22 protein-coding genes are annotated in these 21,465 nt (G+C 71.2%); 16 read left to right on the top strand and 6 right to left on the bottom strand.

Annotated features, from left to right (window positions below; translation table 11 throughout):
* The first annotated feature begins 222 nt into the window (after positions 1 to 222).
* Entirely contained in the window at positions 223 to 879 is a 657-nt protein-coding gene (locus D1350_RS11310) for a hypothetical protein (protein ID WP_125776098.1), read from the top strand.
* Between the two features lie 35 nt (positions 880 to 914).
* Here D1350_RS11310 and D1350_RS11305 read toward each other — a convergent pair whose 3' ends face one another.
* Positions 915 to 2,057 carry a glutamate--cysteine ligase gene (locus tag D1350_RS11305; RefSeq protein ID WP_125776097.1) on the bottom strand — a complete coding sequence of 381 codons (1,143 nt, stop codon included), beginning with the start codon at positions 2,055 to 2,057 and terminating at the stop codon, positions 915 to 917.
* A gap of 57 nt (positions 2,058 to 2,114) precedes the next feature.
* The gene (locus tag D1350_RS11300) at positions 2,115 to 4,175 is read right to left on the bottom strand and encodes a HelD family protein (RefSeq protein WP_240644038.1); all 2,061 of its coding nucleotides are present in this window, start codon (positions 4,173 to 4,175) and stop codon (positions 2,115 to 2,117) included.
* A gap of 160 nt (positions 4,176 to 4,335) precedes the next feature.
* Between D1350_RS11300 and D1350_RS11295 the strand changes: the two genes are divergently transcribed.
* Both D1350_RS11295 and D1350_RS11290 read left to right on the top strand, forming a co-directional pair.
* The gene (locus D1350_RS11295; RefSeq protein ID WP_125776095.1) at positions 4,336 to 4,785 is read left to right on the top strand and encodes an SRPBCC family protein; all 450 of its coding nucleotides are present in this window, start codon (positions 4,336 to 4,338) and stop codon (positions 4,783 to 4,785) included.
* Positions 4,782 to 5,141, top strand: coding sequence for an ArsR/SmtB family transcription factor (locus tag D1350_RS11290; protein WP_125776094.1), 360 nt, complete (start codon positions 4,782 to 4,784; stop codon positions 5,139 to 5,141). Before D1350_RS11295 ends, D1350_RS11290 begins: the two co-directional genes overlap by 4 nt.
* Positions 5,142 to 5,168: 27 nt before the next feature.
* Here D1350_RS11290 and D1350_RS11285 read toward each other — a convergent pair whose 3' ends face one another.
* Entirely contained in the window at positions 5,169 to 6,131 is a 963-nt protein-coding gene (locus D1350_RS11285; protein WP_125776093.1) for a helix-turn-helix transcriptional regulator, read from the bottom strand.
* Between the two features lie 63 nt (positions 6,132 to 6,194).
* Here D1350_RS11285 and D1350_RS11280 point away from each other — a divergent pair, with 63 nt between their 5' ends.
* Complete coding sequence (locus tag D1350_RS11280; protein WP_125776092.1) at positions 6,195 to 7,340, top strand: epoxide hydrolase family protein; 1,146 nt, start codon at positions 6,195 to 6,197, stop codon at positions 7,338 to 7,340.
* A 188-nt stretch (positions 7,341 to 7,528) separates the two neighbouring features.
* Here D1350_RS11280 and D1350_RS24450 read toward each other — a convergent pair whose 3' ends face one another.
* Positions 7,529 to 8,761: a cellulose binding domain-containing protein gene (locus tag D1350_RS24450; RefSeq protein WP_240644037.1), complete on the bottom strand. Its 1,233-nt coding sequence runs from the start codon at positions 8,759 to 8,761 to the stop codon at positions 7,529 to 7,531.
* 197 nt (positions 8,762 to 8,958) lie between these two features.
* On the opposite strand from D1350_RS24450, the gene D1350_RS11270 reads away from it, so the two are divergent.
* The 7 genes from D1350_RS11270 to D1350_RS11240 all read left to right on the top strand — a co-directional run bounded on the left by D1350_RS11270 (position 8,959) and on the right by D1350_RS11240 (position 14,014).
* Entirely contained in the window at positions 8,959 to 9,624 is a 666-nt protein-coding gene (locus tag D1350_RS11270; protein ID WP_125776090.1) for a GAF and ANTAR domain-containing protein, read from the top strand.
* A gap of 213 nt (positions 9,625 to 9,837) precedes the next feature.
* Complete coding sequence (locus D1350_RS11265; RefSeq protein ID WP_125776089.1) at positions 9,838 to 11,058, top strand: NAD(P)/FAD-dependent oxidoreductase; 1,221 nt, start codon at positions 9,838 to 9,840, stop codon at positions 11,056 to 11,058.
* A gap of 141 nt (positions 11,059 to 11,199) precedes the next feature.
* Positions 11,200 to 11,949 carry a dienelactone hydrolase family protein gene (locus D1350_RS11260; RefSeq protein WP_125776088.1) on the top strand — a complete coding sequence of 250 codons (750 nt, stop codon included), beginning with the start codon at positions 11,200 to 11,202 and terminating at the stop codon, positions 11,947 to 11,949.
* 69 nt (positions 11,950 to 12,018) lie between these two features.
* Positions 12,019 to 12,405, top strand: coding sequence for a VOC family protein (locus tag D1350_RS11255; protein WP_125776087.1), 387 nt, complete (start codon positions 12,019 to 12,021; stop codon positions 12,403 to 12,405).
* Between the two features lie 3 nt (positions 12,406 to 12,408).
* Positions 12,409 to 12,966 carry a hypothetical protein gene (locus D1350_RS11250; protein WP_125776086.1) on the top strand — a complete coding sequence of 186 codons (558 nt, stop codon included), beginning with the start codon at positions 12,409 to 12,411 and terminating at the stop codon, positions 12,964 to 12,966.
* A complete protein-coding gene (locus tag D1350_RS11245; protein ID WP_125776085.1) occupies positions 12,963 to 13,538 on the top strand; it encodes an SMI1/KNR4 family protein in 576 nt (191 codons plus the stop codon). The genes D1350_RS11250 and D1350_RS11245 overlap by 4 nt, the downstream gene beginning before the upstream one ends.
* 68 nt (positions 13,539 to 13,606) lie before the next feature.
* On the top strand, positions 13,607 to 14,014 hold the full coding sequence (locus D1350_RS11240; RefSeq protein WP_164545133.1) for a PLD nuclease N-terminal domain-containing protein: 408 nt from the start codon (positions 13,607 to 13,609) through the stop codon (positions 14,012 to 14,014).
* 24 nt (positions 14,015 to 14,038) lie between these two features.
* Here the strand turns inward: D1350_RS11240 and D1350_RS11235 are convergent, their stop codons facing one another.
* Entirely contained in the window at positions 14,039 to 14,431 is a 393-nt protein-coding gene (locus tag D1350_RS11235; RefSeq protein WP_206074500.1) for a DUF6223 family protein, read from the bottom strand.
* A 204-nt stretch (positions 14,432 to 14,635) separates the two neighbouring features.
* On the opposite strand from D1350_RS11235, the gene D1350_RS11230 reads away from it, so the two are divergent.
* Positions 14,636 to 15,889: a sensor histidine kinase gene (locus D1350_RS11230; protein WP_125776083.1), complete on the top strand. Its 1,254-nt coding sequence runs from the start codon at positions 14,636 to 14,638 to the stop codon at positions 15,887 to 15,889.
* Positions 15,886 to 16,584 (top strand): response regulator transcription factor, encoded by a 699-nt coding sequence (locus D1350_RS11225; RefSeq protein WP_240644036.1) that lies wholly within the window; start codon positions 15,886 to 15,888, stop codon positions 16,582 to 16,584. Before D1350_RS11230 ends, D1350_RS11225 begins: the two co-directional genes overlap by 4 nt.
* A 35-nt stretch (positions 16,585 to 16,619) precedes the next feature.
* Here D1350_RS11225 and D1350_RS11220 read toward each other — a convergent pair whose 3' ends face one another.
* Positions 16,620 to 17,642, bottom strand: coding sequence for a hypothetical protein (locus D1350_RS11220; protein WP_125776082.1), 1,023 nt, complete (start codon positions 17,640 to 17,642; stop codon positions 16,620 to 16,622).
* Between the two features lie 244 nt (positions 17,643 to 17,886).
* Between D1350_RS11220 and D1350_RS11215 the strand changes: the two genes are divergently transcribed.
* The 3 genes from D1350_RS11215 to D1350_RS11205 all read left to right on the top strand — a co-directional run bounded on the left by D1350_RS11215 (position 17,887) and on the right by D1350_RS11205 (position 21,461).
* Positions 17,887 to 19,023: a DUF4185 domain-containing protein gene (locus D1350_RS11215; protein WP_125776081.1), complete on the top strand. Its 1,137-nt coding sequence runs from the start codon at positions 17,887 to 17,889 to the stop codon at positions 19,021 to 19,023.
* 55 nt (positions 19,024 to 19,078) lie between these two features.
* The gene (locus D1350_RS11210; protein ID WP_125776080.1) at positions 19,079 to 20,416 is read left to right on the top strand and encodes an ABC transporter substrate-binding protein; all 1,338 of its coding nucleotides are present in this window, start codon (positions 19,079 to 19,081) and stop codon (positions 20,414 to 20,416) included.
* Between the two features lie 61 nt (positions 20,417 to 20,477).
* Complete coding sequence (locus tag D1350_RS11205) at positions 20,478 to 21,461, top strand: carbohydrate ABC transporter permease (protein ID WP_206074499.1); 984 nt, start codon at positions 20,478 to 20,480, stop codon at positions 21,459 to 21,461.
* Positions 21,462 to 21,465: the final 4 nt, after the last annotated feature.

Raw genomic sequence — 21,465 nt, 5'->3', positions numbered from 1 at the left:
TGCCTGGCTCAAGCACTACAACCTGGAACGACCCCACCTCGGCATCGGCGGCCTCACGCCTATCGCCCGCGTCAACAACCTCTCGGGTCAGTACAGCTAGGGCCGCTGAGAGTTGCGCATCTGGAGGAGGCTCCCAGGCCCGAGGTCGTCGACCGACTCGAATCGTCCGGCGTTGACGGGTTGATGTTCTGGCAGTCTGGGCGACTCGCCTCCAGGCGCAAGATGGAACTTGACTGGCTCGATCGCCTCGATCTTCGTTGGCTGATGTTGTGGCTGAGATCTCCGGTCTCGGAGATTCCTCAGAAAACCCTTGGCCGCCTGGAGGTGCTTAGCCTCTCGGCGAGGCTTGATCGCCCTATTACCACTGACCGCATCCCGCGGATCACTTCGTTGTCGATCGACCAGCGGAACATTGATGGTCATTGGAGTGCCGCAGATTCACTTGAATCGGTGGAGCTCGGGCGGACGTCCGTTGTTCGGCTAGGAGTGTTCGAGCACTGCGCGCGGCTGATCTCTCTCGTGGTAGATGTCGTGGGCCAGGCTCGATCGGCGGAATGGGTGTTCGACTCGGCAACGGATCTTCCGATCGAGTACCTCAAGATCGAGGGACCAGTCCTACGAACACTTGAAGGAGTTGAGCGGCTCCCACGGCTTCAACGCCTCATTGTCAATCCCCATCGGACCCCGAAACCACCTCCGCGGATCGACCTCAGGCCACTAGCTTCATGCCGTCAGATCGAACTCGTGGGGTTGGACCTGTGCGGCGTGATGACGCACAGCGAGATGCTCGATGAATTGCCAGCCCTGCAGCGAGTGACCACAAGCCCTCAAGGACTCGAACCGATGCCCGACTCACGCCCGTGGTTGCTCGTGCGATGAGGCGTCCTCTTCCACCCTGACGTGCAGGAACGGCGTCACCCGGGCTCGTCGTCCCCGTCCACAGGCGGCACCGGGATGCCGAGCGCGATCGCCGCGTCCACGACGTCGATCAGGTCGCCGCGCCCGGCGAACGCCGCCCGCTGGCGCCGGGCCCCCGACCCGCCGTGGAGGATCTCCGCGACCACGACCTCCACGGGCGCGACCTCCTCGTACTCGGCCAGCACCGGTCGCAGGAGGTCGAGCAGCGCGCCCACCACGTCGGCGGCCGGCGCAGGTGCTCCCGTGGCCGGGCTGATGAGCTGCTCCTCGACGCCGAACCGGCTCGCCTGCCAGGACCACGCCCGGAGTTCAGTCACGCCGACCTGAGCAGGGGGAACACCCTCCCGAGCCTGCCGGGCGGCCGTCTCGACGAGGGCCCGGACCAGCGTGGCGACGACGGCGGCGTGCGCCGGGTCGAGGCACACGTCGGCGACGCGCACCTCCACGGTGGGATACCGGGCCGAGAGGCGGGCATCGTGGTAGAGCATCCCCGGGTCGAGGGCGACGCCGGAGCGCAGCACCGCGTCCATGCGGCGGTCGTGCTCCGCCACCGACCCGAAGAGCTCGTATGCGCCCGCCGTCGGCCAGCGGGTCCACGCCTGGTACCGGTAGCTGGCGAACCCCGTCTCGACGCCGTACCAGAAGGGCGAGTTGGCGCTCAGCGCGAGCAGCACCGGCAGCCAGACGCGGATCCGGTCGAGGATCGCGACGCCCTCCTCGTGGTCGTCCACCTCGACGTGCACGTGCAGTCCGCACGTCAGCTGCTCAGCGGCCAGAAGCCCCACGTGCCGCTGGATGCGCTCGTACCGCGCCTCCGGCACGAGGTGCGGCAGCCCGGCGGACACCGACGTGGCAAGCGGCACGGCGCGGCCGCCCACCGCCCGGGCGGCGGCGTCGGCCATGAGGCGGCCCTCCCGGATCGCCGAGACCTGCTGCGCGAGCGTGGCACACGGCGGGCCGACGATCTCGATCTGCTCGCGCTGCAGCTCCACCGTGAGCGCGGGCCGGGGCGGCATGTGCGGCGGGAGCGACGCGGCGAGCCCGGCGAGGTGGACGGCGTCGTCCCCTGCTGCCAGCGGGAGCCGGGTGCGGGCATCGACGAGCAGGAGCTCCTCCTCCACGCCGAAAGTCCGTGCCATGAGGCCCCCTCGCCGAGATCTACCCCATCTTCAGGGGGATCAGGCCTGGTCGCAGATTCACGCGGGTCGCAGCTCGCCGGGCAGGTCGTCGTCGTGCCGCACGACCAGCGAGGTCACCGCCCGGGTGAGGCAGACGTAGAGGCGGCGGAGGCCGGTGGCGTGGTCGTGCTCGCCCGCGACGATCCCGGCCGGGTCGGCGACCACCACGTGGTCGAACTCCAGGCCCTTCGCGAGCGATGCCGGGACGAGGTCGAGCCGGGCGTCGAACTCCGAGGGCGCGTCGGGGTCGCCCGGCTCCGAAGGCGCTCCGGGAGCCGCCTCGACCTCGCCGACGACGGCGAACCGCAGCCCCGCCTCGGTGAGGGACCTGCGGGTGGCGGCCACGGCGACGTCGGGCACGATGAGCCCGACCGAGCCCTCCGCGCGCAGGGCGGTGGCGACCAGGCCGGGCAGCGGCGCCGTGGTCAGGGTGAGCTGCCCGCGGGCCCGGCGGACCGCGACGGGCGGCTCGAGGTCGGGAGCGATGTGGGGCAGCAGGCGTGCGGCGTACTCGATGACGTCCCCGGGGACGCGGAAGCCGGCCGTCAGCTCCTCGACGTGGCCGTCGGGCTGGTCGAGGTGCGTCAGGGCGTCGGCCCACGAGCGGACGGCCCACGGCGTCGTCCCCTGCGCGAGGTCGCCCAGCACCGTGAGCGAGCCGTTGCGGGCCCGGCGTCCCAGGGCGCGGAGCATCATGGGTGAGAGGTCCTGGGCCTCGTCGACGACGATGTGGGCCACGGGCGTGACCTTTTCGAGCAGGTCGGACAGCTCGTCGAGGAGGACGAGGTCGGCCAGGGTCCAGCGGGCGCTCCCGGCGCTGCGGGTCGGCCGGTCCCAGAGGAGCATGCGCTGCTCGTCGGCGGTGAGGACGCCGTCGGACGCTCGGGCGAGGACGTCCGGGTCGGAGAACAGGCGGAACAGCACGGGGGCTGGAGAGACCGCGGGCCAGACGGCGTTCGCGTAGGCCCGCACCGGCTTGGTCCGGGCCAGGGCGTCCCAGGCGCGCTCGTCGAGGGCGTCGCCCGCCGCCTCGATCTGGACCAGGACCCGGTGCGCCAGGGCGTGGTGCAGCTGCGAGCGGCCCAGGAGGTACCGCGGGTTGCGGCCCGCTACCTCGCCGACGACCTGCCGCGCCTCGTGCGCTGCGACGCGCCAGCGCATCGACCCGCGAGGCAGGACGAGCGGCTCGTCCGGCTCGGTCAGGTGGGACCAGACGGCCTGGTGGAGCACACGCGCCATCCGCGCGTCGCCCTTGAGGACGGCGACGGCGGCGGGCTCGGTCTCCCGGAGCCGGCCGCGCTCGGCGACGAGGTCGTCGATGGTGGTCTGCGTCGCGTCGATCTCACCGAGGGCGGGCAGTACGTCGCGGATGTAGCGGAGAAAGCTCTTGTTAGGCCCGACGACGATCATCCCGCGCCGCGTGACCTGCTGGCGGTGCGCGTAGAGGAGGTAGGCGGCGCGGTGCAGCCCGACGGCGGTCTTCCCGGTGCCCGGCGCACCCTGGACGACGACGGTCCGGCTCAGGTCGCTGCGGACGATGACGTCCTGCTCCGGCTGGATCGTGGCCACGATGTCGCGCATCGGCCCGGTGCGGGGACGCTCGATCTCTGCCTCGAGGATCGCCGAGCGGGTCCCGTCGGCGGCCGGGGCGGCGAGGTCCTCGTCCTCGAAGCCCGTGAGGGTGCCGTTGGCGAACCCGTACCGGCGTCGCACGGCGAGGCCCATGGGGTCGTCCCGGGTAGCCCGGTAGAAGGGTGCGCTGACCGGAGCCCGCCAGTCGACGACCAGAGGGTCGCCGTCCGGGTCGGAGACGTGCCGCCGTCCGACGTGGAACGACTCGCCGCCGCCCTCGGGCGTCTGGTCGATGCGACCGAAGAACAGGGGGACCTGCGGGTCGTCGGCGAGCTGGGCGACCCGGCGTGCCAGCGCGGCGTCGAGGAACTCCGCGCTCACCGCGTCGGCGGCGCTGCCGCTACCGAGGGCTTCGGCGCGCTCGCGCATCGCGGCGAGTGCTGTCCGGGCCTCGCTCAGGAACTTCCGCTCCGCCGTCAGCTCGTTCTCGGGCACGACGACAGACACGATCGACCTCCTGGAGGCGGTGTGGGGGAGAGGCCAAGGTACGGCAGCGAGGGGGTGGGGACAACTGGCTCCGACGTCCGGCGGATGCAACCGATGGTTGCATTGGCGCCGTGCTCCCGGTACCGTGATGCGCAACCGATAGTTGCATGAGAGGTGTGTCATGGAGTTCGGAACCCTGGAACGGCAGATCCACGTCGACGCGTCGCCGGAGGTCGTGTTCGCGGTCATCACCCAGCCCGAGCACATCCGCGAGTGGTGGCCCGACGACGCCACGCTCGACGCGGTTCCCGGAGCGGCGGGGGAGCTGGTCTGGGGCGACCGGGCCAAGGTGGCCCCGCTCGTCGTCGTCGACGTGGAGCCCCCGCGCCGGTTCTCCTTCCGGTGGACGGCGCCGGAGGGCGAGTCGCCAGAGGTGGGCAACTCGCTGCTGGTCACCTTCCAGCTCGAGCCGTCGGCGACCGGCACCCTGCTGCGGCTGACCGAGTCCGGCTTCCGGGAGAAGGGGTGGGAGGTCGCCGTCCTGGAGGAGGCCTTCCACGACCACGAGCGCGGCTGGGACCTGTTCCTCCCGCGGCTGCAGGCCTACGCCCCGAGCCTGGTCGCGCGATGACCGCAGCGATTGACGACCAGCTGTGGTCGGCCATCGGTGAACCGGTCCGGCGCCGGGTTCTCGACCTCCTGCTCGAGGACGGCGTCGGGACGGCCACGACCCTGAGCGAGCGGCTGCCCGTCACGCGGCAGGCGGTGGCCAAGCACCTGGCTGTGCTGGATCGCGCGGGGCTGGTGCACGCGGGCGTCGTCGGACGGGAGAAGCAGTACCGGGTCGACGACGCGCAGCTCGCTCGCGCCGTCGCCCAGCTCAGCGAGGTGGGCCAGACGTGGGACGCCCGCCTCCGGCGCATCAAGCGGATCGCCGAGGCGATCCAGCAGCAGTCGGACCACGAGACCGGAGGAGACCGGCCGTGACAGCAGGCAGCCCGTAACCACGGCGGTTCACGCCGTCGGCGCCCCGCCTGCCGCTCGGCGAAACCTCCGCGCGAGGCGGTCGAACGCCTCCGCGAGCTCGTCACCCGCGATCACCTCGATGTCGGCGTCGAGCTGGGTCAGCCACAGCGCGAGCCGGTCCGGGTCGTCGGAACCCAGCTCGACCCGGCAGGAGGACTCGTCGACCACCTCGATGTCGACCGGGACGACGAGTTTCGCGGCGACCTGTGCCGCGGGGGCGTGCACGAGCAGCCGGGCACGGTACTGCCAGGCGCCCTTGCTGATGCGTCGGACCACGTAGTCGACGACCTTGTCCTCCGGGATCACACGCCGGCGGAACCGCGCACCCGTCGGCGGGCGCGGGACCATGCGGTCGACGCGGAAGACCCGCCAGTCGTCACGGTCGAGGTCCCACGCGAGCAGGTACCAGAGGGACCCCCAGGTCACGAGCCGCTGCGGCTCGGTGTGGCGCGCCGTCTCGCTGCCCCCGGGCTTGGTGTACCCGAACCTGAGCCGTTCGTGGCCGCGGATCGCGGCGGCGACCGCGCCGAGCGCCGCGAGATCGAGCGGCGGCACCGCTCCCTGGACCACGCTCGTCGCCTCGCGCACCGCCTCGACCCGGCGGCGCAGGCGCGAGGGCAGCACCTGCTCCAGCTTGGCGAGCGCGGTGAGCGAGGTCTCCTCGACGCCGAGCCCCTGGGTGGCAACCGCACCCAGTCCGACCGCGACGGCCACCGCCTCGTCGTCGTCGAGCAGCAGCGGGGGCATCGCCGTCCCGGCGGCCAGACGGTAGCCGCCCGCGACGCCGGGGCGCGCGTCCACGGGATAGCCGAGCGACCGGAGCCTGCTGATGTCGGTGCGCACGGTCCGCGCGCTCACGCCGAGCCGGCCGGAGAGCTCGGAGCTGGTCCAGTCACGCTTGAGCTGGAGCAGCGAGAGCAATTCGAGCAGGCGGGCCGAGGTCTCCAGCATGTGCTCGATCATTCCAGCGAATGCGGAACGAAGCCTGCCGCATTACCCGGGAACGTGGGCGTCATGAACCAGAACACAGCACTCACCCCGTTCCGCATCGACATCCCGCAGGCCGACGTCGACGACCTGCGCAGCCGGCTGGCGCAGACCCGCTGGCCGATCCCCGTGCCGGGCCGGGACGACCGCTCCGACTTCAGCCGCGGGATCCCGCTGACGTATCTGAAGGAGCTCGCCGAGTACTGGCGCAACGAGTTCGACTGGCGTGCGCAGGAGGCGCGGCTCAACGAGCACGAGCAGCTCACGACGGTCGTCGACGGCCAGACGTTCCACGTCGTCCACGCGCGCTCGGCAAATCCCGACGCCACCCCGCTGATCCTGTGCCACGGCTGGCCGGGCTCGTTCGTCGAGTACCAGCGCCTGATCCCGCTGCTGACCGACGACTTCCACGTGGTCGTCCCGTCGCTGCCCGGATTCGGGTTCTCCACCCCGCTGTCCGGGACCGGCTGGGAACTCGCACGGACCACCGAGGCGTACGCCGAGATCATGACCCGTCTCGGCTACGAGCGGTTCGCGGCCCACGGGACCGACATCGGCTCGGGCGTCACCGGCCGGCTCGCGGCCCTCTACCCGGAGCGCGTCATCGGCACGCACGTCGGCTGCGACGGCCGACTGCTCGGGTTCGCCGGCGACAAGCTCCCCTACCCCGACGGCCTGTCCGACGACGAGACAGCCCAGCTCGAGGCGGTGCGCGCCGAGGTGGCGGCCGACCGCGGGTACCTGGAGATGCAGAACCACCGTCCCGACACGATCGGCCCGGCGCTCACCGACTCGCCGGCCGGTCAGCTCGCGTGGATCGCGGAGAAGTTCCGGACGAAGACCGGCGGGGGCGTATACCGGACGCCGGACGAGTCGGTCGACCGCGACCAGCTCCTCACCAACGTGAGCCTGTACTGGTTCACCCGGGCCGGCGCGTCGAGCGCGCAGTTCTACTACGAGGGCGAGCACGCGGGGCTCGGCTGGGCCGTGGCCGCGGACGTGCCGTCCGGCTGGGCCGTGTTCGACACCCATCCGCTCCTGCGCCGGGTGATGGACCCGTGGAACGCGGCCAGCCACTGGAGCGAGTTCACGGAGGGCGGCCACTTCCCCGCCATGGAGGAACCGAAGCTCCTCGCGGACGACCTCCGCACCTTCTTCGGCGACCTCGCCTGAGCATGCGGTGGTGGCCGGTGTTCGGGGGAACACCGGCCACCACCGCATGCTCAGCGGCTGGGCCGGGCCCTTAGACTTTCACGGCCGAACAGCATGTCTCACTCAACCGACTTGTCGCGGAGCGCCTCGCCGCGGCTTGAGCCATGTTGCCCGGCCGGCACGCCCGTAGGCGTGCCGGCCGGGGGCCGTCAGGCCGGCGTACAGGTCATGGTCGGCATGGTCGTCAGCGAACCGTTGACGTTGAAGCCGAACTGCACCGATCCGCCGAGCGGGATCGACTGGTTCCACGCGACGGGCGTGACGGTCACGCCGCCGCTCGTCACCTGCTGGGCGTTCCAGATCTGGCTGATCGAGACGCCCGAGCTGGGCCAGGTCCACGTGAGGTTCCAGCGGTTCACCGGGAGCGTGCCCGTGTTCCGGACAGCGACCTGCACCGTGGCGCCCGTGCCCCAGCTGTTGACCGTGGCCGTGGCGGCGCAGCTGGCCGTCGGCGGCGGGAAGGACGGCGTCCGCGTCGGCGTCGGGGTCGGGGTGGGCGTCGGCGTCACCGTCGGGCTAGGCGTCGGCGTAGGAGTGGGAGTGGGGGTCGGCGTCGGCGTCGTCGACCCGCCGTCGCAGGCGACGGGCTGCGAGCCGACGGCGACGTCGTCGTACCAGAGGGTGTCCGCGCCGGAACCGTAGCTCTCCCAGCCGATCCGGAAGTCCGTCAGGCGGGGGTTCCAGGACCCGCCGTTGAGCCACTGGCCGTCCACGTTGTGCGTGGGGACGCCGTCGACGGTGAGGCCGGCGACCTCCTGGCCGTTCACCCGGGTGGTCGTGGTGCCGGCGGCGCCGTCCACGGAGAACTGGACGCAGACCCACTCGTTGGTCGGCAGCGGACGGCTGAGCGCCACACCGGCGGGGCTCTGCTCGGGCAGGGTGGCGTCGTCGGACTGGCGGTTCCACTGCAGCGCGCCGTTCTGGCCGCCCATGCGCAGGTCGCGGTTGCCGTCGTCGGCGTCCTTCATGGCCAGGAACGTCACGTGCGCGGTGGGCAGCGCGGTGGTGTGCCGCACGTAGAAGCGCGCGTGCCAGCGCTGGCCGATCGTCGACAGGTCCTGCGTCGAGCCCACGAACACGTGGTTGCAGTACCCCTCGGCGCCGTTGACGCGGAGGGACTTGCTGCCGCTGCGTGCCACGGTGGAGTCGATCGTTGCCGTACCCGACCCCTGGCAGTCGGGATACCGGAGCGCCCACGCGCCGCTCGGCGTCGTCCCGGTCTGGCTCTCGAACCCGTCGCACAGCACCGCGGTGCCGCACTCCGCGGCTTGGGCGGGCGGGGCGGGCTGGACGAGAACGACGGTCGCGACCGCGGCGAGCGGCGCTGTCAGGGCCAGGACGACGGCGAAGCTCAGCCTGCGTAGTCGGGCGCGCGTAGACATGGGGTCCTCCAGGTGGATGGGTGAACACGCCTGGCGGAGACCGCCACGGCGCGCGCCCCCACCCTGGGCACCACCCGCACGAACCCCAACCCCTCTCATCGTTTAAGGCGTCCCGCGGGCGTACGGTGAGGAGGTCGAGGAAGCGGCAGGAATCAACCTGGCGCCCCGCTGCGCGGCGACGCCCGAGGGGACGGGTCATGATCATCTCCAGCTACCTCACCGAGTGCGCCGTACGAGCCGCTTCGGTGCTCGGCGCCGACGTCGATGCAAGCATCACGATGCGTCAGAACGGCATGACGCTGCGGGCAGGCAGCAGCAACGACCCCGCGGCGCGCTGCGACCAGGCCGAGGCGCTGGCCGACGAGGGGCCCTGCAACGACGCGATGGACCTCCGCAAGAAGCAGGAGGTGCCCGACGTGGCCGACGAGGAGCGGTGGCAGGCCTGGCGCGAGCAGACGCTCCGCGAGGGGTACGCCTCGGTGCTGGCGGTCCCGGCCGAGGTGGTGCCCGGCCTCTCGATCGCCCTCAACCTGTACTCGCGGACCCACGACCGGTGGGACTGGCCGCTGCAGCGCGCCGCCGAGGCGTATGCGGAGCTGGTCGCGTCGGCCGTGCGCCTGCACCTGAAGTTCGCCGACCTGGACGACGCCGCGGCCGGGCTCTACCAGAGCATGTCCGACCGGATGGCGATCGAGCAGGCGGTGGGCGCCATCATGGAGGCCAACGGGTGCGCCGAGGAGGACGCGCGCCGCATCCTTGCCTCGGCCTCCGAGCACCGCAACGTCGCGGAGCGGGAGGTCGCCGAGAGGATCCTCCGCGCCCTGGCCCTGGGCGGCCGGGACGACGTCACCGCCGCTGACTGAGGGCCGAGCCATAGTGCTGGGCCGACTCGGTGGGCCTGGCGCTGCTGGTCGCGCTCGAGACCCTGCGGCTCGACGGGCGGCTGGTCTCCGTGCTGCACGCGCGGCGATGGACCTTCCGGCACTCCCCGCGTAGCGATGTCACGTCCGGGCCGCCGCGCTCGTCATAGTGGTGACATCCCGTGAGGGACCGACGTCGAACAACCAGGAGACGACATGGAATCCCGGACCACCCGTTCTCCCAAGCGCGAGGTCGTCGTGATCGGCGGCGGCTACGCCGGGGTCATGGCGGCGAACCGCCTGGCGAAGCGAGACGACGTGGCGGTGTCGCTGATCAACCCACGGCCTGCGTTCGTCGAGCGGATCCTCCTGCACCAGCTGATCGCGAGGACCGACGACGCCGTCACCGACTACCGCGAGGTGCTCAATGAGCGCGTGCGGCTCGTCGTGGACTCCGTGACACGGATCGACGCCGTGGCGCGGAGGCTGACGCTGGCGGGCGGCGCTGCCGTCGGCTACGACTACCTCGTCTACGCCGTCGGCAGCCACAGCGGGATCCGGGGCACGAGCGTCTCGGGGGCGGCCGAGCATGCGTACCCGGTCACGAGCCTGGAGGAGGGGGAGCGACTGGGAGCGGTCCTGGACGCGACGCCGGCCTTGGCCCCGGTGACGGTCGTGGGCGCCGGACCGTCCGGCATCGAGGTCGCCACGGAGCTGGCCGAGACCGGCCGGTCCGTGACCCTGGTCTGCGGCGACGTCCTCGGTCCGTACCTGCACCCGCGCGGACGGCGTTCGGTCGCGGGACGGATGGCGGCCCTCGGGGTGACCGTGGTGCAAGGGCCGGGCGCGACCGTGACCGCGGTGACGGCCGACGCCGTCGGGCTCAGCGACGGCCGGACGCTGCCCAGCGCCGTCACCGTCTGGACCGCCGGGTTCGGCGTGCCGGACCTGGCCCGCCGCAGCGGGCTGAGCACCGACGTGGACGGCCGCCTGCTGACGGACGAGACGCTGACCAGCGTGGACGATGAGCGGATCGTCGCGGCTGGCGACTCCGCGGCGCCGTCGGACCTCCCGCTGCGGATGAGCTGCCAGGCGGCGATGCCCCTCGGCGCGCGAGCCGCAGACACGGTGCTCAGCCGGATCTCGGGGGAGCAGCCGGGGACGCTCAACGAGGTGTTCGCCGGGCAGTGCATCAGCCTGGGCCGCCAGGCGGGGATCTTCCAGTTCGCCCACCGGTACGACGAGGCGATCTGGTTCCACGTCGGCGGGCGTCCGGGGGCGTCCCTGAAGGCGTACGTGGTCAACGGCACCGTCGAGCACCTGGTCGGGGAGGCGCGCAAGCCGGGGTCGTACCGCCTGCACCGCGTCTCCGGTGGGCCGCGACGGCAGCAGCGGCTGGAGGCGCGGGGCGCGGCGGCGCAGACGGTGCCCCGCTGACGGTGCCCGGCCCCGCGTCGGTGTGATCGGTAGTTCGTCGCGTGATCGGCAGTTCGAACTGCCGATCATGCTACGAACTACCGATCACGCGCCGCCGTAAATCGGCTTGCGGCGCCCGCAGCTCACCTGGTGCCATGCACCGTGCACCTCACCTCAGAGACCGTCGCCGACGGCGTCCGCGAACAGCTCTTCATGATCGGGGACGTCCCTGGGGCGCTCTGGACGCCCGCTGCGGGTTCCGGTCCCCGGCCGCTGGTCCTGATCGGGCACGGCGGTGGTCAGCACAAGAAGGGGTGGGAAGTCGTCTCCCGGGCGTTCCCCTACGTCCGGTCCTGTGGCTATGCGGTAGCCGCGATCGACGCGCCGGGAACCGGCGACCGGCCGGAGCACCCCGAGATCCAGCGGCTGGTCGAGCTCGTCGACGGACGGACGGCCGCCGGCGAGCCCGTCGGTTCGGCGTGGCCTGAGCTCTGCGAGACCGTGGCGTCGCAGCTCATCCCCGACTGGCAGACCACCCTGGACACGCTCCAGACGCTGGACTACGTCGGTGCGGACCAGCCCGTCGGGTACTACGGCCTGTCCCAGGGTGGCGAGATGGGCATCCGCCTCGTCGCGGCGGAACCCCGCATCACGGCTGCTGTCCTGGGCCTCGTCGGGAGCGAGTGGCTCACCGAGGCGGCCGCGAGGATCACCGTCCCGGTCGAGTTCGTGCTGCAGTGGGACGACGAGGGAGCGCCGCGCGACTCCGTCATGAGGCTGTTCGACGCCCTTGGTTCCGCCGAGAAGACGCTGCACGCCAATCCAGGCAGCCACTTCCGGGTCCCGCTCTTCGAGATCGACAGCTCCGTCCGCTTCTTCGCCCGGCACCTCGGGACGGCGGGGGGCTCCTGACGGTCTCCGGCTGAGGTGGCAGCCGGCCGTTCGGCACGGGCTCGCGGTCCGCGGACTATCGTTCCCGGCATGGCGACCCTGAAGGACGTGGTGTTCGACTGCCGTTACCCCGCCTCCCTGGCGCGGTTCTGGGCCGGTGTCCTGGACGACTACGACGTCGCGGACTACGACGACGAAGAGCTGGAGCGCCTGCGCGCCATGGGGGTCGACGACCCGGAGGACGATCCCTCCGTACTGGTTGAAGCGGCCGACGGCGGTAGCCCGCGACTGTTCTTCAACCGGGTGCCTGAGCCCAAGACGGTGAAGAACCGCGTGCATCTCGACCTCCGCACCACGGACCTCGAGGCGGAGGTGGCGCGCCTGATCGCAGCCGGTGCCAGCGAGGTCGGCCGCCACGAGAACTGGGTGGTGCTCGCCGACCCGGAGGGCAACGAGTTCTGCGTGTTCCCGGACTAGCTGATGACGGACGAGTGGATCGAGAGGCTCGTGGGCCTGGTGGGTACACCGCAAAGGCGAGACATCGACTGGGCGAGATATGGTTCGCGAAACGGCATGGTGCTGCCGTCGAGCTATAGAAGCCTGGCGGAGGTCTTTGGCCCCGGTGCCTTTTCCCGGTCGGTCAACCTTCTCGCGGTCGACCCCGGCAAACCGATGGATCTATATGGTGGGCTTGTTGCGCACCAACAAGCGGAGGATGCCGTCCACCCAGGCGGACCCGACGGTCCGTACGCTCCGTACTCGATCTTTCGCGGCAGGGGCGAGGGATTGATTCCATGGGGCTGGAGCGAATGGGATGAGCACTTCTATTGGCTTGCCTCAGAGGAGGTCGCCCCGGACGAGTGGCCCATATTGGCGGCCACGGACGATTTCGCTTCCGAGGGCTGGTTCAGGTTCGAGATGTCGGTGCCCCAATTTGTCTGGACGATCCTGACGACCTTCGAACTCGCGCCGTTCGGCTGGGATGAGCAGCTGGCGGAGCACACCTTCCTGTCGGCGAGCTCCGTGGAGATGACTTGATCGAGGATGCCAAGGCCATCATCCGAGCCCGGATACTGCCGCACCGGTCGACCGCGACTCAGATTGACTGGCCGCTCCTCGAGGAATTGTGGGGTCACCAGTTCCCGGCCGACTACAAGTGGTTCCTTTCCACGTACGGTCCCGGCGTGCTGGAGGGGAAGCTGACGTTCCACGTCCCCGAGGCGCCTGACGCCAAGCCTTCCGAAGGGATGGCGGCCGCCTCCTTCGAGGCGCGAGCGGTCTGGTTGTTGACCGGCAACCCTCCGGACGGAATCGGGTGGTGTGGCGACCCGAACCTGATCACCTGGGGAGACGACGAGAACGCGAACCTCTATTGCTGGGATGCGTCCGGACCAGCGGATTCTTGGGTGACTCTGGTGAGCGATCGCGAGGACGGCCTGTGGCGGGGGTTCCGGCTGTCGTTTACCGAGCTTGTCGCAGGACTCATCGAAGGGAGATTCGGGGACTTCCCGTTCGGTCCCCGACGGCCGGAGGGCGATGCGCCATGGAGGTACATCGACACCGAGGCCGTTCGGGAGATATGGGCCCGCGGCGACGATCCCTGGGCGTGAGCTCCTGCCGATCACGCCCGGGCCCGTCGTCGCTAAATTGGGCGGTTTCACCCGCTATGCTCCCGCCCATGGTTCGCGTCCTCATCCCGCTCCTGTACGTCGCGCTCGTCGTCTACGCCCTGGTGGACGTGGTCCAGTCGGACGAGGAGGACACGGGCGGGATCGGCAAGGGCCTCTGGATCTTCGCCATCGTGTTCCTGCCCCTCGTCGGCTCGATCGCCTGGATCGTGGTGAGCAGCGGCTCCCGACGGCGTCGCGGCGTCTCCCGTCGCAGCACCGGGTTCCCGGCTGGAGAGGTGCCGCCTGCGCAGTATCCGAAGCGCGAGCGCACCTGGGAGAAGGAGGCGTCGACGTACGCGCCTGAGGACGACCCCGAGTTCCTGTGGCTCATGGAGCAGGCCAAGAAGAAGCGCGAGCGCGAGGCGCAGGGACGCGGGAACCAGGAGCCGGGAGCCACGGCGCCCGACGCTCACTGAGGATCCCGCGCCCCTGAAAGCCGATCACGCGGAGCCGGCCGCCCGCCGCGAGCGCCCCAGCACCACGCCGCCCAGCACGAGGGCCGCGACCCCGAGGGCCGCTGCGAGGTACGCGCCGGCCAGCCCGCTCCCGGTGCCGATGCCGGCGTCGGCGGTGACCACGACGTAGGCGGCCACGGCGAGCGCGACCACCCCGCTGCCGAGGGCCAGCGCCGCGCCGAGCCAGCGGCCGGCGGTGGTTCCGGCGATGCGGCAGTCGGGGCGGGCGAGCGCCCGCCAGCCAGAGGCGATCCCTGAGAGCCCGGCGACGGCGGCGACGACGGACCAGATCCGTCCGGACGTCAGCGCATAAGCGGCGCCCTCCGCCGCGAGGGACGAGCCGGCACCCTCGACAAGAACAGCAGCCAGCATGGACATGGAGTACTCCTTCGGTCGGACGACGACGCGATCCGCGTCAGGCACCGATCGTCGCCCTGCCGGCCACCGGGCCGCGTCGGCCTCGCGGCGACCGCGCCTCCGCACCTCAGCGCACCCCGGACAGAACGAGGTACGTCGAGCGACGTAGGCACCCCCGCCCACGGGCGGACGCGCTGTCGGGCAACGCGCCCCTACCATCGCCCCATGGGACTCACCGCGGCGTCGCTCCGCCTGCCGCCGTGGGCGTCGCTCCGCCTGCCGCCGTGGGCGCAGGACGTCCTGATCACGCTGTTCGTCACGGTGATGCAGGTCCAGGGCACGATCGTCCGCGGGGCCGAGCCGGGGGAGCGCCCGCTCACGGACCTCGGGAGCCTCGGCTACGCCCTGCTGGTCCTGAGCGGGATGGCCCTCGCCGGACGACGCCGGTGGCCGGTCCCCGTCCTCGTCGTCACCGCGGCGTCGAGCGCGGCCTACTACGCCGTCGGCCTCCCCGACGGGCCTACGTGGCTCGCCCTCTTCGTCGCCCTGTACACGGTGGCCGCGTACGGCGACGGTCGCCGGTCCCTGCTGATGACCGGGGGCACGATCACCGTCCTCACGGTGGTCTGGCTGGTCGCCGCGGCCGACATCGAGCCGCGCGCCGCGATCGGCTGGGTCTTCTTCCGGATCGGCACGTCGGTCATGAGCACCGCCCTGGGGGAGTGTGTCCGGTCGCGGCAGGTCATCGCGGCCCAGGCACTGCAGCGCGCGGAAGAGGCCGAACGTACCCGCGACGACGTGGCCCGCGCACGGGTCGACGCCGAACGAGTCCGCATCGCCCGCGAGGTCCACGACACCGTGGCGCACGCCATCGCCATCATCAACATCCAGTCGGGGGTCACGGCGCACGTCCTGGACCGGCGTCCCGACCGTGCGCGTGACGCCCTGGAGGCCATCGAGCAGACCAGCTCGCGGGCGCTGCGCGAGATGCGCGCCATCCTGGGGGTGCTCCGGGACGACGACGGCCGCGCGCCGCACCCCGGCCTGGCCGAGATCGGCGACCTGGCGGACAAGGCACGCGACGCAGGCCTCGACCTGACGGTGCGGACGGCGCCACCCGGGTCCCCGCTGCCGAGCGCCGTGGAGCACGCCGCCTACCGCATCGTGCAGGAGTCGGTCACCAACGTGATCCGCCACGTGGGCCCCACCCGCGTCACGGTCGCGCTCACCCCGGGCGCCGACAGCCTGGAGGTCCGGGTGTCCGACGACGGCCGCGGGCCAGGCCCGGAGCGCGACCCCGCCGTCCGGCGTCGGCCCGGTGCGGGGGACGACGACGGCGCCGCGCCCGGGCGAGGCATCCTCGGGATGCGCGAGCGCTGCGAGCTGCTGGGCGGCGAGCTCCGTGCGGGCCCGGTGGCGGGCGGCGGGTTCGAGGTTCTTGCGCGCCTGCCTCTTGCGCCGACCGGGGCGCTGCGGTGAGCGCCGAGGTGGTGCCGCCGTCGGCCGACGCCCCGATCCGGGTGCTGCTTGCCGACGACGAAGGGCTGGTCCGCTCGGGCTTCCGGCTGCTGCTCGACCTGGAGGACGACCTCGTGGTCGTCGGGGAGGCCGTCCACGGCGCGGACGCGGTGGAGCAGGCGAGGGCGACCCGCCCCGACGTCGTGCTCATGGACATCCGGATGCCACGGCTGGACGGGATCCAGGCCACCGCCCGGATCGCCGCCACGCGCGGGCTCGAACAGGTGCGCGTCCTCATCCTCACCACCTACGACACGGACGAGTACGTGTTCGACGCGCTGCAGGCCGGAGCCAGCGGGTTCCTCCTCAAGGACTCGGGACCCGCCGAGCTGCTGCACGCGATCCGGGTGGTCGCCGCGGGGGAGGCGCTCCTGGCGCCGCGGATCACGCGCCGCCTGGTCGGCCAGTTCGCCGCCCAGCGGGCCGCGAGCCGGGTCGCGGAGGACCGGCTCGTGGTGCTGACCGAGCGCGAGCGGGAGGTGGTGGCCCTCGTGGGGCAAGGTCTGAACAACGTTGAGATCGGGGCCGCGCTGTTCCTCAGCCCGGCCACCGCGCGCACCCACGTGAGCCACGCGATGGTGAAGCTCGGCGCGCGGGACCGGGCGCAGCTGGTGGTCGTCGCGTACGAGACGGGGCTGGTGACCCCGGGCGGGTAGTGCCTCGGCCGCCGCGAGCCGCCACCCCCGAGACCTCAGCGCGCCCGGTGGCGCGCCGCGACCGCCGCGACCTCGTCGTCGGCCTGGAACGGCTCCACCCAGAAGACGAGCTCATGGCCGTCGCGGAAGGGCTCGACCACCTCCACGTTCTCGTAGGAGACGCCGCCGGGGATCGGGCGGTCGCTCGCCCAGTAGGCCCAGCGGCCGTTCACGAGCACCGTGAGCTCGTCGCTCGGCTCGGGCACGCGCCAGCCCTGGACCGCCTTCTCGCCGACGTACCGCCAGTGGTCCGCGGTGCCCTCGGCGGCGACGGCGTCCTGGGGCGCGTCCTCGTCGGGCGTCGCCCAGACGGCCACGGCGCCGTCGTGCTCCGCCAGCTCGGTCCGGCCGAACACGCCGTGGTCGGCGAAGTGCGTCCCGGTGAAGCCGGGCCACAGGTCCGACGGCGTGACGGTGCGGTCTCGCAGGTGGAGGCGGCGCAGCCGCGCGAAGTTCCCCATCGTCGCCGTGAGGACGCAGGACGCGAGCGGTACCGAGCTCTCGCGGACCGAGGCCGCCAGGGACATCTCACGCGGCCGGTCGGCCCGGAAGCGCAGGCGCACGACGACGTCCGCCCCGTTCTCGAAGCGCTCGCTGTGCACGTAGACGGTCAGGTGCTCGACGCCGTCGATCTCCTCGACCACACCGCGCGCCGGCTCCAGGGGGTCGCGCGGGGTGGCGTCGTCGGGGCCGTCGGCGCTCCAGAAGCGCTTGCCCGGCGCGTCGTCGAGCGCGCTGTGCTCCAGCTCCGAGAAGCCACGCTCCGTGGACCCGAGCGGGATGGGCTCGACGGCGACGAAGTTCAGGAGCCGCTCCCGCGGGTGCCCGAGATAGGGGGCGTAGACGCGGAGCAGGCCGCGCGGGCCGCGCAGCGGGTGCAGGCCCACCTGGAGCCCGTCGACGAAGCCCCAGCGCGGCTCGGCCGGTGCGTCGGCCGCGGGGCGGAGCCAGCCGCCGTCGGCCTCGGGCGGGTGACCCGCCGGCTGGTGGTGGGGGGTGCCGGCAGCGGTGTGCGTCATGTGACCTTCCAGACCTGAGCGGGGGACCTCGCGGTTCGGGCTGCACGGTAGTCCGAACCGAAACCGGTTTCAAGGGCCTCGGCGTTTCTCGGGGGACCAGCGGCGCGATCACGGGCATCCTGCTCGCAGATCCCCGCCGATTCCCGGCACAATCCGGTCGCGCGGCCTGTTATCAACTCGTCGCTTGACGCTGAAATCGGTTTCATGTCAGGCTGGGGCCGCACGCCACGGTCGAGGAGGATTCATGGCACGTTACAGGTTCAGGCGCACCGCGCTGGTCGTCGCACCGGCTCTGGGCGCCCTGACGCTGGCTGCGTGCGGCGGATCCCCCCAGGTCCCGGTCGCAGGCACCGTCGTCGACCAGGAGTTCCTGCTCAAGGGTGTCACGGGAGTCGAGCGCGTCGGACAGGTCACGGGAGCCGAGGCTCCCGGCGACACCACGCAGCACGCGGTCAACTTCACCGACCTCGGGTCCATGTTCGAGGCGGACGGCAAGGTGTGGTTCGTCTTCGGCGACACCTTCGGCGAGCGCGCGGACGACTTCACCGGCGGGGGCGGCTCGTTCTGGCGCTCCAACACCCTGGGCTGGACCACCGACGACGACCCGTCCGACGGGATCACGCTCGAGGGCATGATCCTGGACGACACAGGGTCGGCGAAGGAGCTGCTGCCCTCGAAGAAGATCGACGGCGACGAGATGACCGTCATCCCGACGCACGGCTTCGCCACCGACGCCGGCATGTACCTCCACTACATGTCCGTGCGGAAGTGGGGCACGCCCGGCGAGTGGGAGGTCAACCACGCGGGTCTCGCGCGGTCGACGGACGAGGGCCAGACGTGGGCTACGCTGGATGGTCCCGTCTGGAGCGGTGACTCCGGCTTTGTGCAGATCAGCCCCGCCCACGTGACCGTGGACGGCGTCGACTGGCTCTACGTCTGGGGCGTGACGCACGGCAGGTTCGGCGGCGTCTCGCTCGCGCGGGTGCCCGCGGCCGAGGTGGAGGAACCCGAGCACTGGGAGTACTTCACCGGGCTCGACGACGACAGCGAGCCCCTGTGGGGCTCCGACCCCGGCGAGGCCGGCCTGGTGCTCGACGACACGGTGGGCGAGCTCTCCGTCGTCTGGAACGACCACCTCGGCCGGTGGATCATGACCTACCTCGCCGAGGGACGCGGCGTCGTCCTCCGCGAGGGAGTGACCCCCTGGGGTCCCTGGGGCGAGCCGTTCGAGCTCGTCGGCGCCACCGAGGTGCCGGGGCCCTACGCCCCCTACATGCTCCCGCGATACACGCAGGACGGCGGGCGCACCATCTACTTCACGCTGTCGATCTGGGATCCGTACAACGTGTTCTGGTACCGGGCCGAGCTCGTCACAGGCTGACGGCCCCGCACCGACCCGGCTCGAGGACGAGCCGTTCATTCAACGAGGAGGACACATGTTCAGCAAGCGATCACGTCGAGTGATCGGCGCCGCTGCCGCGGTAGCCGCCACCTTCGGTCTCGCCGCGTGCGGCGCTTCCGGCGGCGGCGAGACCACGGCTGACGGCCGCGTCGAGGTCACCTTCTGGCAGCAGAAGTTCGAGGACTACCAGCAGGAGTGGTTCAAGAAGAACGTCGACGCGTTCAACGCGTCCCAGGACGAGGTGACCGTCAAGCTCCAGGTGGTGCCCGCCGACACCTGGGAGCAGAAGCTCCAGGCCGCGCAGGCCGCCGGCAAGCAGCCGGACATCAGCACGCTGAGCTACGGCAGGATCAAGCCCGGCGTCGCCGAGGGCAAGTTCGCGCCGCTCGACGAGTACCTCCCGACCGAGGCGTTCAGCGACATCAAGGAGAACGTCTCCCCGTTCGTCACGGTGGACGGCAAGCACTACGCGTACCCGATGCTCGTGGAGCCGTCCACGGTGCTGTACTACCGCTCCGACCTGGCGGAGGCCGCCGGGCTCGACCCGAACAGCCCGCCGGAGTCGTGGGACGAGCTCATCGAGTGGTCCCGTGCCCTCACGCAGGGTGACGTCAAGGGGATGACGGTGGCGTCGACCGCCGCCGACCTCGGCTGGGCCAGCTGGGGCCTGCAGTACAACGCGTGCGGCCACCTGCCGATCAGCGACGACTGGTCCGAGGCGCGGGCGACCGAGCCGTGCTTCGCGGAGCTCGCCGAGTTCTACAAGACCCTCTATCAGGAGGGCCTCATGCCCCAGACGCCCAAGGTGGGCTACGCGGACGGCATGCCCTACGGCGAGGGCGAGGTCGCGATGATGCAGGGCGGTTCCTGGGTCGTGGGTCAGCTCAAGAACGACTTCCCCGACGTCGTCGACACGACGATGGTGGCTCCGTTCCCGTCCATCGACGGTGACCCGACCAAGACGACCGCGTCGCTCGGCGGCTGGACGCTGGGGCTCGACTCCAAGTCGAAGAACCCGGAGGCCGCGGCGAAGTTCATCGAGTACCTGCTGGCCGGCGACCCCGAGATCATGGCCGACTTCTTCACCGAGACCGGCTACTCGAAGTACACCGTCCGCACGTCGGTCGACGAGGCGCTCGCGAACGACCCCGAGGCGTCCGCCGACCCGTTCATGGCCGTGATCTCCGAGAAGATCGTGCCCTACGGCCAGGCCGAGCCGGCCTACCCGTGGGACGTCGCGCTCGCCATGGGCACCGCGATCGAGTCCTCGATGAAGGGGTCTGCTGACATCGAGACGTCGCTGAAGACGGCCGACGACGCGATCAACGACATCATCGAGAAGCAGAAGCTCTCCGGGACCGCGACGAACTAGCACACGTCTGTGGTGGCCCGGGCCCTGGCGACCCGGGCCACCGTGGAGGAAGGACGGCATCGTGTCCATCACCGCGGACCAGCAGCGCGGCATCATCCCGAGCCCGATCAAGGCTCCCGGCAAGCGAGGCGCCGGCCGCTTCGCCGGCATACCCGGCAAGACGTCGCCGGCCAACCGCGACAACGTCACCGCCTACCTGATGATCGCGCCCATGGTGGTCCTGCTCGGGATCTTCGTCATGTGGCCGCTCGTCTACGCGTTCTATCTCAGCGGGTTCGAGATCAGCTTCTACTCGGAACCGGAGTTCGTCGGCCTGCAGTTCTACAAGTACGTGCTCGAGGACCCGAAGTTCTGGTCGTCGCTGGGCGTGGGTCTGGCCTACGCCGCGATGGTCGTCCCGACGGGCATGTTCATCTCGCTGATGATCGCGAGCGTCATCAAGACCCTCAGCGCCCGCATGGCGGCCTTCCTGAAGACGACGATCTACGTGCCCGCCGTGGTCTCCACGGTGGTGGCCTCCGTGCTCTTCGTCTTCATCTACCAGGACCAGGGTCTCGCGAACTGGATGCTCGGGGCGCTCAACGCCGGCCCGGTCGCCTGGCTCAACGATCCGGCGACCGCGCTGCCCGCCATCGCGGTCCCCGGCATCTGGCTGGGCCTCGGGATCACCACGCTCATCATGCTGGCCGGCCTGCTCGACATCCCGGAGAGCTACTACGAGTCGGCGCAGCTCGACGGCGCCTCGTTCGTGCAGCGGACCTGGTACATCACCATCCCGCTGCTGAAGAACGTGCTCCTGTACCTGTTCGTCACCGGGACGGTCGCGGCGCTCCAGATGCTCGACCTGCCGCTCATCATGACGAACGGCGGGCCGGTCAACGCGACCACGACCCCCAACCTGTTCATCTTCAACACGTTCCGGGACGGGAGCGAGTACTCGACGAGCTTCTCGCTCACCGCCGCCCTGCTGCTGTTCCTCGTCCTCGGCGGCATCTCGGTCCTCGTGTTCCGGCTCATCAGCTCCGAGAAGGCGATCGACGGCTGAGCCT

The sequence above is a fragment of the Antribacter gilvus genome (assembly GCF_003946865.1).
In the GTDB taxonomy this organism is placed as follows: Bacteria; Actinomycetota; Actinomycetes; order Actinomycetales; family Cellulomonadaceae; genus Antribacter; species Antribacter gilvus.
The sequence above is the reverse complement of the archived record's forward strand: the minus strand, read 5'-3'. Positions and strand labels throughout refer to the sequence as shown.